The 11,725-nt window shown below is 70.3% G+C and carries 10 protein-coding genes; 3 read left to right on the top strand and 7 right to left on the bottom strand.

The window, feature by feature from the left end; translation table 11 throughout:
* The first annotated feature begins 23 nt into the window (after window positions 1–23).
* Genes ABF401_RS04880 through ABF401_RS04870 form a run of 3 tightly spaced genes read left to right on the top strand, consistent with a single transcriptional unit; the run spans window position 24 to window position 3,306 of the window.
* Window positions 24–2,690 (top strand): ATP-binding protein, encoded by a 2,667-nt coding sequence (locus ABF401_RS04880; protein ID WP_353508413.1) that lies wholly within the window; start codon window positions 24–26, stop codon window positions 2,688–2,690.
* Complete coding sequence (locus ABF401_RS04875; protein ID WP_353508412.1) at window positions 2,687–2,878, top strand: hypothetical protein; 192 nt, start codon at window positions 2,687–2,689, stop codon at window positions 2,876–2,878. The genes ABF401_RS04880 and ABF401_RS04875 overlap by 4 nt, the downstream gene beginning before the upstream one ends.
* Before the next feature lie 56 nt (window positions 2,879–2,934).
* Entirely contained in the window at window positions 2,935–3,306 is a 372-nt protein-coding gene (locus tag ABF401_RS04870; RefSeq protein WP_353508411.1) for a nuclear transport factor 2 family protein, read from the top strand.
* Window positions 3,307–3,316: 10 nt separating this feature from the next.
* On the opposite strand, the gene ABF401_RS04865 is transcribed toward ABF401_RS04870, so the two are convergent.
* From ABF401_RS04865 to ABF401_RS04835, 7 genes are all read right to left on the bottom strand, one after another.
* The gene (locus ABF401_RS04865; protein WP_353508410.1) at window positions 3,317–3,880 is read right to left on the bottom strand and encodes a gluconokinase; all 564 of its coding nucleotides are present in this window, start codon (window positions 3,878–3,880) and stop codon (window positions 3,317–3,319) included.
* Between the two features lie 52 nt (window positions 3,881–3,932).
* Window positions 3,933–5,159 (bottom strand): threonine ammonia-lyase, encoded by a 1,227-nt coding sequence (gene ilvA / locus ABF401_RS04860; RefSeq protein ID WP_353508409.1) that lies wholly within the window; start codon window positions 5,157–5,159, stop codon window positions 3,933–3,935.
* Between the two features lie 111 nt (window positions 5,160–5,270).
* Window positions 5,271–6,497, bottom strand: a complete 1,227-nt coding sequence (locus ABF401_RS04855; protein ID WP_353508408.1) for a 4-alpha-glucanotransferase — start codon at window positions 6,495–6,497, stop codon at window positions 5,271–5,273.
* Between the two features lie 230 nt (window positions 6,498–6,727).
* On the bottom strand, window positions 6,728–7,195 hold the full coding sequence (locus ABF401_RS04850; protein WP_353508407.1) for a GNAT family N-acetyltransferase: 468 nt from the start codon (window positions 7,193–7,195) through the stop codon (window positions 6,728–6,730).
* Window positions 7,196–7,308: 113 nt separating this feature from the next.
* Window positions 7,309–8,508, bottom strand: a complete 1,200-nt coding sequence (gene lhgD / locus ABF401_RS04845) for an L-2-hydroxyglutarate dehydrogenase (protein WP_353508406.1) — start codon at window positions 8,506–8,508, stop codon at window positions 7,309–7,311.
* Window positions 8,505–9,326, bottom strand: a complete 822-nt coding sequence (locus ABF401_RS04840) for an alpha/beta fold hydrolase (protein WP_353508405.1) — start codon at window positions 9,324–9,326, stop codon at window positions 8,505–8,507. Before ABF401_RS04840 ends, lhgD begins: the two co-directional genes overlap by 4 nt.
* A gap of 82 nt (window positions 9,327–9,408) precedes the next feature.
* The gene (locus ABF401_RS04835) at window positions 9,409–11,706 is read right to left on the bottom strand and encodes a peptidase M6 (RefSeq protein ID WP_353508404.1); all 2,298 of its coding nucleotides are present in this window, start codon (window positions 11,704–11,706) and stop codon (window positions 9,409–9,411) included.
* Between the last annotated feature and the right edge of the window lie 19 nt (window positions 11,707–11,725).

Here is an 11,725-nt window from a genome sequence, read left to right as displayed (position 1 = left end):
CGAAGCAGAACAGACTGTCGGGTATGAGTCCCCTGCCCCGTGGGACCCTCACGCTGTTCTTCAGCGACATCGAGGGCTCGACCTCCCTTCTCACCGGGTTGGGTCCACGCTGGGCTGAGGCGTTGTCGGCACACCGTGCCATCCTGCGGGAGGCGTTCGGCAAGCACGATGGTCAGGAGGTCGGGACCGAGGGCGACAGCTTCTTCGTCGTCTTCACCAGCGCGACCGAGGCTGTCGCCGCCGCCGTCGACGCGCAACGGGGGCTCGCGGAGCACGACTGGCCGGAAGGACGGACGCTCCGGGTGCGGATCGGTCTGCACACCGGTGAGCCGGAGGTCCACGAGGACGACTACATCGGGATCGACATCCACCGCGCGGCCCGCATCATGGCAACGGCCCATGGCGGTCAGATCGTCGTGTCGCAGGCAACGCACGCCCTCGTCTCGGAGACGCTGCCGGCCGAGCTCGTCCTGGACCTGGGCTGGCACCGGCTCAAGGACCTGGCCGAGCCGGAGCACCTGTTCGAGATCGTCCCGCCCGGGCTCGCCCAGGCCCACCCGCCGCTCCGGACCCTGGGGATGGCGGCGAACCTGCCCATGTATCCCACGGAGCTGCTGGGACGGGATGCGGAGCTGCGCGACATCACGGCTGCCATCCAGGTCGAAGGGGCCCGCCTGGTCACGCTGACCGGCCCCGGGGGCACCGGCAAGACGCGCCTCGCCGTCGCTGCTGCGAAGGCGCTGCAGGACCGGGCCCCGGGCGACGTCTTCTTCGTGCCCCTCCAGAGCGCCGACCGGGCCGCGGTCATGTGGGCCAGCATCGGTGAGGCCGTGGGAGCGCCGATGGGCACCGCCGAGGAGACTCCGGCGCAGCGGACCCTCGCTTTCCTTCGTGACCGGGGCGCGGTCCTCGTGCTCGACAACCTCGAGCAGATCCCGGAGGCGGCCGACGTGGTCGCCACGCTGCTCCAGGTCGCCCCACGGGTCACCGTCCTCGTCACGTCCCGCCGCCCGCTGCACCTCTTCGGCGAGAGGCAGTACCCGCTCTCGCCGCTCGCTGTGCCCCGTCGCGCGCGGAGGTCGCTGACCCTCGAGGACGTCGAGCGCAATCCCGCCGTGCGGCTGTTCGTCGAGCGGGCTCGCATGGTCAGGCCCAGCTTCGCACTGACGCCGGACACCGTGGCCGACGTCGTCGAGCTGTGTCGGCGGCTCGACGGTCTCCCGCTCGCGATCGAGCTTGCCGCCGCCCGTAGTCGCCTGCTCGGCCCCCGTGGCATCCTCGCCCGCCTCGACCGCTGGTTCGGAGAGGCCGTGCTCGAAGGGGACCGCCCGGAGCGGCAGCGCACCCTCACGGCGACGATCTCGTGGAGCTACGACATGCTCACGGAGGCAGACCGCCGGGTGCTCCGGCAGCTCAGCGTCTTCTCCAGCCGCGTGGGCCTCGACGCCGTTGAGGCGGTGGTCGGAGTCGGGGGACGCGATCCGCTGGACGTCGTTGCCGACCTCGTCGACGCGAGCCTGCTCGAGATCCGCGACGGACCGGACGGCGAGCCGGTGGTCTACCTCCTGGAGACGATCGGCCGGTTCGCCCTCGACCGGCTCGAGGAGCATGGCGAGGTCGACGCGACACGGCAGAGGCACGCGGAGTGGTGCATCCGCATCGCTCGCGACTTCAGCGCAGCGCTCAACGCCGGGCCACGCCAGCTCGGGGCGCTCGACCGCTTCGAGGCTGTCATCGAGGACCTGCGAGCCGCGCTCGACTGGATGCTGTCGCCGGCAGCACCCCGGGAGCGGTTCGAGCTCGGGCTCGAGCTCCTCGAGCCCATGGACACGTACTGGTACCGCTTCGGCTACGTGCTGGAGGGCCGCGGCTGGTCCGATCGGGCGATGGCCCTGCTCGACAAGGGTCACCACGGCGACTCGCCACAGATCGTCGATGCCCTCCACGGCCACGGCGTCCTGGCCTTGCAGCAGAACGATCTCGCGGCAGGCACCCAGGCGCTCGAACGAGCACTCGCCATGGCACACCGGCTCGGTGACGTCTCCCGCGAGGCGCGGGAGTCCAACAGCCTCGGCATCGGCCGGCGCGAGCAGGGTGACGTGGAGGCCGCCGGTGAGCTCATCGAGCGCAGCATCGAGCTCGCCCGACGGATCGGGGACGACCAGCGTGAGGCCACCGGGCTGAGCAACATCGTGACCATCCACATGGATCGTGGCGACTACACCGCCGCGACCCAGGCGGCGCTCCGGGCCATCGCCGCCGACGAGGCGCGACGCGACGCGTGGGGCGTGGCCATCAACCAGACCAACCTGGCCACCGCGCTCCTCCATTCCGAGGGCCCGGAGCCAGCCTTGCGGAAGCTGCTCGACACCGCCCACTCGACCATCGCGCTCGGTGACGTGGAGCTGTCCATCTGCGTCGTCGAGAACTTCGCATCGGTGTGGGCCGCCCTGGGCGACACGCAGCGCGCGGCCGCGCTGCTGGGCGCCGCCGACCATCAGCGGCAGGCCGCGGGCATCCCCCGGACGGCCCCGGACGAGGCGATTCTGGACCGTTTCGTCTCGCCGGCGCGTTCCGAGGCCGACAATGACGAGTGGAATCGCGCCTACGCGGCTGGGCGCAACCTGACCATCGAAGCGGCCGTGGCCCAAGGCTCGATCGCCCCCGACGGAGAGGAAGCAGTGCCATGACCGATCCCAATGAGCTGGAGCGCTGGTGGAGCGCGCTGAGCCCGGACCAGCGCGCCAAGGCGCGCGGCCGCACCATCGACAAGCTCGACCCGGACCTGCGCACCTCCCTCGAGGGCGCCGGTCTCGTCAACCTCGCTGACGCCAAGGACAAGGACGTCGTCAACGCCTTCCTCAAGACCCGGCACTGACGGGCCCGTCGGCAATGCGATTGCCGGGCACGTCGTGATGTGGGAGGTTCGGCGTCGTGGACGCCGCCCCTGCCGTGCTGACCAGAATCGCTCACGTCATCGATGCCCATGACTGGGACGCCCTGTCGGCCCTCCTGCACGACGAGTTCGTGTGCCGGCTGGTGCACACCGGCGAGACCTTCGACCGGTCCTCGTGGGTTCGCTTCAACGCGGACTATCCCGGGTTTGATCGCCTCGAGCTGATGGACCTCGTCGGTGCCGGCGAGCGAGCGGCGAGCCGCGCCCATGTCACGGGATACGTCGACGACGAGCTGCGCCACTACGAGGTCGCCGGCTTCCTCACGACCCGGGATGGGCTGGCCATCGAGCTGACGGAGGTCTGGACGGACGTGGACCAGGCGCCGCCGCCGGGGACGCGACCGTCCTGACCGGCGTCCGCTACGGCGTCGTCGGGTCGCCCGGGGACTCCTCCTGATGAAGTTCCAACGCCCGCAGGGCCCGGTCCAGGACGTCCTGCCGCGACCCTTCGTTGGAGACGACGACGCCGGGCTCGTCGGCCTCCAGATCCTCCAGCGTGGCGAGCTGGCTGGGCAGCAGCGCGGCCGGCATGTAGTGGCCCTCCCGGTGCGCCATCCGGGCTGCGACGACCTTCGGGTCCGCGAGGACGTGGCAGAACCGCACCTGCGGGCGCCCCTCGCGGAGCACGTCGCGGTAGGCGCGCCGTAGGGCGGAGCACGCGACGACCGCCGACTGGCCGCGGGACACCCTCTCGGAGATCCAGTCACCGATGAGGCGCAGCCAGGGCCAGCGGTCCTCGTCGGTCAGCGGCTCACCACGGGCCATCTTCTCGACGTCGGCCTGTGAATGAAACTCGTCGCCCTCGGCGAACTCCCAGCCCATCGCCGTCGCGATGCCCATCGCCACGGTCGACTTGCCGCTCCCCGACACGCCCATGACGACGATGACGTCGGGCGCGTCCGCCTGCGCGGTGGGCTCCGTCATGTCCCGCACCATATGCGGTGCCACGGCGTGTGGGCGCCAACGACGACGAGGATCACTCGACGAAGCTCAGGCGATATCCCCTGTCCCGCAGCGCAGCAGTGACTGCGTCAGCGTGCTCCTGGCCCTTCGTCTCCAGGGTGACGCCGATCTCGACCTCCTGGACGCTCAACGCCCGCACCGTGCGGGAGTGGGCGACGTCGACGACGTTGGCATCGAGCGCCGCGCAGTCGGCGAGCAGGCCGGCCAACGATCCGGGCCGGTCGGGGACCCGGACCCTCAGCTCGAGGTACCGACCGGCCGCAGCCATACCGTGGCGGATGATCCGGAGCAGCAGGATCGGGTCGATGTTGCCCCCGGACAGCACCGCCACGACCGGCCCCTCGAGCTCCGGCTCGTGCACCCCGTCGAGGAGCCAGGCGACGGCAGCGGCGCCGGCCGGTTCGACGACGAGCTTGGCCCGCTCGAGCAGGTAGAGCAGGGCCCGGGCGAGCGCGTCCTCCGACACCGTCTCGACCGAGTCGACATACTGCTGGATCAGGCCGAAGGGCACGTCACCGGGCCGGCCCACCGCGATGCCGTCGGCCATCGTCGCCATCCGTGACACCGGCACCGGGTGGCCGGCGGCGAGCGACGGCGGGTAGGCCGCGGCATCCTCCGCCTGGATCCCGATGATCCGCACGTCCGGCTTGACGGCCCGCAGCACCGTGCTGATGCCAGCCAGCAGGCCACCGCCGCCGACGCTCACGACGACGGTCTTGACGTCGGGGCACTGGTCGAGGATCTCGAGGCCGCAGGTGCCTTGCCCGGCCACGATGTCGGCGTGGTCGAACGGGTGGATCAGCACGGCACCCGTCTCCTCGGCGAAGCGCTGGGCCGCGACGAGGCCCTCGTCGATCGTCGTGCCGAGCAGCTCGACATCGGCGCCGTAGCCCTGCGTCGCCAGCAGCTTGGGCATCGCTGCCCCGACGGGCATGTAGACCTTCGCCCGGATGCCTAGCATCGAGGCGGCGAGCGCCACGCCCTGCGCGTGGTTGCCGGCCGACGCCGCCACGACCCCCGCGCGCTTCTCGTCATCGGACAGCCGCGCCATCCGCGTGTAGGCACCGCGGATCTTGAACGAGCCTGCCCGCTGGAGGTTCTCGCACTTGAGCTGCACCGTCGTGCCGACCCGCTCGCTCAGGCCGCGGCTGAACTCGAGCGGGGTCGGCCGCACGACTCCGTGCAGGAGGTCCTCCGCCGCACGGACGTCGTCGATCGTCACACTGGGGAACGAGGTCACGGACGTCACCGTACGCCCAACGCCACGTTGGGCGCCCGAGTTGGCTCAGCGGCATACGGCATCATCCGTATGCCGCTGAGCTGGGTCGCGGACGCGCGCTGGCACCTGCTCCTACCGCACACGGCCGGCCGCCTCGGTGAGTGAGCGCAACCGCGCGGCGTGGGAGGCAGTGAGAGCACCCGGGTCCATGCGCCAGCCCCAGCCGCCTTCGACGCCGGGCGTGTTCATGCGGGCCTCGGAGCCGAGGCCGAGGACGTCCTGCGCCTGCATCATGGCCAGCTGGCACGGCACGGCGAGGGCGAGCTCGATGAGGGCCCACGACGGCTCTCGGTCGACCTCGATGGCCACCCCTTTGTCCCGGCAGGCTGCGCGCACCATCTCCCGGGCGTCCCATGGCAGCTGGGCCCACCAGCCGAGGACGGTGTCGTTGTCGTGGGTGCCGGTGTAGACGACCTGGTCGTCACGCAGCCGGCCCGGGTGGTGGATGTTGTGCGGGTCGTAGGGGGTGAATCCGAACTGGAGTACCGCCATGCCGGGGAAGCCGAGGTCACGGCGCAGCTCGATGACGGCAGCATCGATGTCACCGAGGTCCTCGGCAAGCAGCGGCAGGTCGCCGAGCTCGGCCCGCACGGCGTCGAAGAGGGCGCGTCCCGGACCCTCCTCCCACCGGCCCGTCATCGCGGTCTCGGCGTCGGACGGGATGGCCCAGTACGCGGCGAACCCGCGGAAGTGGTCGAGGCGGACGTAGTCGAACAGCTCGAAGGTCCGGCGCAGTCGCTCTGTCCACCAACGGAACCCGTCGGCTGCCATGACGTCCCAGCGGTAGAGCGGGTTGCCCCACAGCTGCCCCGTCGCGGCATAGGCGTCCGGTGGGACGCCCGCCACCGCATCGCTGCGGAAGAGGTGCGGCCACGCCCGGACATCCGCTCCATCGGGGGCGACGTAGATGGGGACGTCGCCCATGATGCGGACCCCGCGGTCGGCGGCGTAGGTGCGCAGCTCGGTCCACTCCCGGGCGAACCGGACCTGGTCGGCCAGGTCCCTGCCGTAGGCGGTCCACGAGTCGACCCAGTACTGCTCGCGCTCAGCGAACCGGGCGAGCTCCTCGGGAGCCACCGGCGCGTCGGGGTGCTCGAGCAGCGCCGGCGAGGCGGCGAAGGCGGACGGCGACTTGTAGGGCGATCCGTGCTCGTCCGGGACGGACACGGGCAGGACCTGCCACACCGACTGCCCGGCCGCAGCGAGCCAGTCCACGAAGGCACGCGCCGATGGGCCCAGCCGACCGTCGGGCAGGGACGTGATGTGCAGCTGGACGCCGCTCGCACGCGAGGAAATCACGCGCACAGACTATGACGCGGCGCGGGTCAGCCCGGCGAGGACCGCGAGACCGTCACAGCTCGCGTTGGCTCGGCCGTGACACGCACCCCTGACATCCGCGCGCATCACATCCTGCTCCGCTTCCCGGAGCAAGATGCGAGTCGTCGCCACCCCCTCCAATGTCGCAAAACGCACACCTCCGCGCGCGCTCACATCCTGCTCCGCTTCCCGGAGCAGGATGTGAGTGCGCTTCACAGCTCGCGCAGGTAGCAGAGCATCCGGTAGTCGGCGCCGGGCTGGATGGTGGAGAAGCCGTGCCGCTCGTAGAAGCGCCGCGTGTCCACGTCGACCTCGTCGACATTGATGTGCACCTCGCAGGCGCCGCGCTGTTGTACCGCGTCGATGGACCCGAGGAGCAGCTCCGTCCCGATGCCCTGGTCGCGCAGATCCGGTTGCACGTAGAGCTCCTCGAGCTGCGCCAGGAGCCCGTCGTAGTAGGGCGTCGGCCGCAGGGTGAGGTAGGCGAATCCCACTGGCCCTGCGGAGTTCTCGGCGAGGAGGACGAGCACGTCGGGCCGGTCGAGGAGCGTGCTGAACCTGCGCGCGAAGGTGTCGGCATCCGGACCGGACGTGTCGAACTCGTCATTGAAGTCCTGGAGGAGCCGGCCGACCACGTCCGCGTCGTCCGGACCCGCCGCTCTGAGCACCGCGTTCGCCATCTGACGACGATGCCCATGGGGTGGCCGACGGGCAACCGCTTTTCTGAATCCCGGTTCGAGGTTGGGGCTCGCTCTCGGGAGCGACTCGCCACCTCGAACCGAGGTTCAGCTGGTCAGCCCGCTCGGTCGATCTCGTCCACGACGTACTCGGCTATGGCCAGGCTCGAGGTGGCTGCTGGCGAGGGCGCGTTGCGGATGCTCGTCACGCCATCGCTGTGGGTGATCCGGAAGTCGTCGACGAGGGTGCCGTCCCGCTCGACGGCCTGGGCTCGCACGCCCATCCCGTTGCGGACGACGTCCGCCGGCCCGATCTCCGGGACGTACCGCTGGGCAGTGCGCATGTAGGCGCGCATCGAGAGCGAGCCGTAGACCTCCTTGGCGCCGGTGCGCCAGTGGGTCCGGGCCATCTGCCAGAAGCCCGGCCACGCGAGGATGTCGCGCACGTCGGCGGCCTCGACGTCGCGGCGTCGGTAGCCCTCGCGCTTGAGGCTGAGCACGGCGTTTGGTCCGACGTCGAGTTCGCCATAGACGCGGCGGGTGAAGTGCACGCCGAGGAAGGGGTAGCGCGGGTCCGGCACCGGATAGACCATTCCCCTGACCAGCTGCCGCTTCGCCTCGCTGACGCTGAGGTACTCGCCACGGAAGGGGATGATCCGGGGGCCGCCCGTGTCGCCAGCCAGCCCGGCGAGGCGATCGGCTTGGAGCCCCGCGCAGAGGACGAGCTGATCGACCCGGTGCCGCACCGGGCCGCATACGACGTCGATGCCGCCGGTGCTGCGCTCCAGCCCGGTGACGGTCGTGTCGAGGTGGAGGTCGCCACCGCCGTCGGCGATCTCCTTGCCCATGGTCTCGGCGACGGCCACGAAGTCGGTGATCGCCGTCCTCGGTGAGTGCAGGGCGGCTAGGCCCACGGCATGGGGCTCGATCTCGCGGATCCGGTCCGCGCCGACGCGCTCGAGGCCGGGCACCCCGTTGGCCCGGGCCGTCTGCTCGAGAGCATCGAATCGTCCCAGCTCTGAGGAGTCGACCGCGACGACAAGCTTGCCGCACTCGTTGTAGGCGATCCCGTGCTCGGCGCAGTAGTCCTGGAGCAGCCCGCGCCCGCGAGAGCAGAGCCGCGCCTTGAGGCTGCCCGGCTTGTAGTAGATCCCCGCGTGGACGACGCCGGAGTTGTGCCCGGTCTGGTGCGCCGCGAGACGGGGCTCCTTCTCGAAGACGACGATTCGCACGCCGGGGCGCCGGCGCGAGAGCTCGCGGCCGATGGCGAGCCCGACGATGCCGCCACCGACGATGCCGATCGACGATTCGGTCATGCCGGGGACCGCCTCTGCGCGGCAACGAAGTCGAGCACCTCAGGGGCAACCTTGGGGCTCGTGCACGTGGCCACGTGACCCTTGCCGGAGAGCCACACGACCCGGCACCCACCGATGAGCGCAGCGGTCTCCTCGACGATGTCGCGCGTGAAGATCCGGTCCCGACCGCCGGCGACGAGGACCGTGGGCGCCGTGATGCTCGGCAGCACCGGCCGGGCGTCGCACGCCACCTCGGCCTCCATCTCGACGACGACGTCCTCCGGTGGGTAGTGGGGCGAGCCGAGCAGGGGCTTGGCCATCAGCGGCCCGCCGAGCCGGCGAAGCCGTTCGAGGCCCGGGGACGGCAGGAGGTACTCGGCGAACGCAGCTCCGGTAGCTGTCCGGTCACGTCGCTCGACCGCTTCTGCCAGTCGTCGGTCCACGCCCTTGGTCCACTCACTGACCTCGAACCCGGATGCCACCAGGGCGAGGTGTCCCACGGACGAGGGGTGGCGGCCGGCGAGGTACTGGGCGACCATGCCGCCGAACGACTCCCCCAGGAGCAGGTCCACCCTGCCGCCCAGGTACTCCCCGATGAAGCCGGCGTAGTCGTCGGCCAGGTCGGCGACGCTGTGTCCGCGCGGCATCCCTCGCGGCCGCGTGACGATCCAGACCGCGTATCCAGCCTCGAGGTACGGCCGGAAGTACCTCTGCCGCATGCTTGCCCACACGCCGCTCGGCACTGAGCTCGTCGGCGAACCCTGGAGGAAGAGCAGGCTCCTGCCCCCGTCTCCCCAGGTGACGTACTCCATCCGGTCGGCCGTCGTCCCTCTGCGCACGCTCCGACCGTACGCCCGCTATCCGGGTCGATGTATCCGTTCGCTGTATAGAGCGAACGGATACATCGAACCCGAGAATGGCTCAGCCGCCCCCTCCCGGCTGGACCACGCCGTTCACGGTGAGGGTGTAGTTCGCCTGCTTCGGCGCGGACTCCGTGTCGTCGTCGTACATGACGATCGCCGACACCGTCGTTGCGCTCGTGCCGATGGCATCCGCCAGGGCGGTGCCGGACAGCGTCCCGTCGAAGGCGCTGTCGAGCGGCAGCCGGTACACCGAGACGGGCGCCCCGTCCGCCCCGTAGGCGACGAGCTGGACGGTGAAGCCCTGCACGGCCACGGGATGGACATCGGTCGCCGACTGCCAGCCGGTGAGGCTGTCACTCGGCAGCGGCGTGCCGGCCGCGGTGATGTTGCGCACCCAGAACCCGCCCTCGTTGACGCCGGAGTCGGTGATGTAGCGGAACGCCACGAGCACGCTCTTGCCGGCGTAGGCGCCCAGGTTGGCCGACTGCGACTGCCACGTGCCCGAGTCACCCGTGAAGCCGGGCAGCTGCGAGACGACCTGGCTGATGGCGCCGGGATCGTGCGCCGACGTCGTGCCGGCGGTCGGGAGGCTCGTCCACGTCGCGCCACCATCGGTGGAGACCTGCACGAAGCCGAAGTCCCAGCCGACCTCCGTGTCCCACAGGGCATCGAACGTCAGGTTGCCGCCACCGGCTGGCACAGCCACACTGCGCACGATCGCACGGTCGAGGCTGGCACCGCATCCGGAGTACAGGGCCGCTGGCCCGGTGCCGTCAGGGACGTTGTTGCCGCAAGACATGTTGGACGCGGTGGCGTCGGGCGGCGTCGTGTCGACCGTCCAGGCCACCGGGTCCGGCACGAGTGACGAGGCGCCGTTGAACGCGATCGAGCTGATCTGCCCGGCCGTCAGATAGGAACCGGCGCCGTCACGCAGCCGCACGTAGTCCGACCCGTTCGGCGGGGCACCCGCGTCGCTGTACGCCTCCGTGTTGTCCCAGTTGATCTTTGCCGAGAGCGAGGATGCCGAGACGGAGGCCGCGGGGACGCCGCTGACCGTGCCGCCGCTGTCGACCTTGGCGTCCACGGCCATGGCCGCCGCCCAGTCATGCAGGGTGTCGCGGGCGCTGGCCGTCGCGCCTTGACCGTCGAGGACCGCGTCCAGCCCGACGAGGCCGTTGGCGTCCTCTCGGTGCAGGGCCGTCATGGCGTCCTCGCCGTAGTGGCTGGCGAGGTACTCCATGAAGGTGTACGCGGCCCCGTAGTCACAGAGGATCTCCGGTCCGCCCTGGTCTCCCCAGGCCGTCAGTGAGTTCTCCGGCCCACCGAAGGCCGGGGGCGAGAAGCCGAGGAAGCACTTGATGTGGCTGTCGGCGTTCGGGGCATCCGGTGGCTCCGAGGGGTCGACGTAGCCGACCAGCGTCTGCGCCCAGTCCGACAGTCCCTCGTTGACCCACGAGGCCTCGTCCGGGTCCTCGTAGTACTCCAGGAGGTGCTGGTACTCGTGGGCGAAGGTGCCCTCGTAGAGGTGCGGCCGAGGCAGCCCGAGCAGACGCGACGGGTCAACCTGCAGCTCCGCGCTGCACGCCTGGTAGGCGGGATCGGCGGAGTTGTCCGGCGGGTTGGCACCGGTGCGGTGCAGCCAGTCGAACGCATCGATCGTCATGACGTTGCGGTCGAAGTACTCGTTGAAGACCGAGTAGAAGAATCCGGCGATGTAGGTCTGTCCGTCCGGAGTCGTCGGCGCGTAGTAGTTCGCGTCCCGCACGTTGTCGACCAGCGTGACGATGTTGTCGCCCTCGCCCTTGTACTCCGAAGAGGGCAGGTTCGGGATGAGCTTCGGCAGAATCGCGTTGTGGCCGTTGCGGGGTGGCGGCACCGAGAAGGTGGCCGACTCCTTGGGGTAGATGTTGGTGTCGAACTCGTGGATGAAGCTGTTCACCTGCGAGTCGGTCACGGCGGTCAGGTTGAGGTCGTTGCGGCAGTCGCCCGCCGGGAAGTCCCGGTTGTTGGCCACCCAGACCTCGATGTGGTCCCCGACGCCCCGAAGCGTGTAGTTCTTCAGGTAGAGCTGCCCCGTGGTGTCGTCGAGCGCGAGCCACGTCCTCGTGACGCCGACCTTGGCCGGCCCCAGCGGGGGTTGACCCTTGATCTTCTCGCTCTCCTTGGCGCTGATGGGCAGCTTCTTGCCCTTGTTGAGGTCGGGCCCCGTGTTGCGCACGTCGCTGCCGCCCTGCCCACTGCCGGCCTTGGCAGAGGGTGCGGCCGACGCCGCGAACCCGCTCGAGAATGCGAGGCCCATGGCCAGCAGCGCAGCTGCGCCTGAGACGAGGATCCTCGATCGTTGCCAATCACTCATGCGGAATCCCTTCGTTGCG

This window comes from Intrasporangium sp. (genome assembly GCF_040414665.1).
Lineage (GTDB): Bacteria > Actinomycetota > Actinomycetes > Actinomycetales > Dermatophilaceae > Intrasporangium.
Note: the sequence above shows the minus strand (reverse complement) of the source record. Positions and strands in the feature narration are given on the sequence as shown.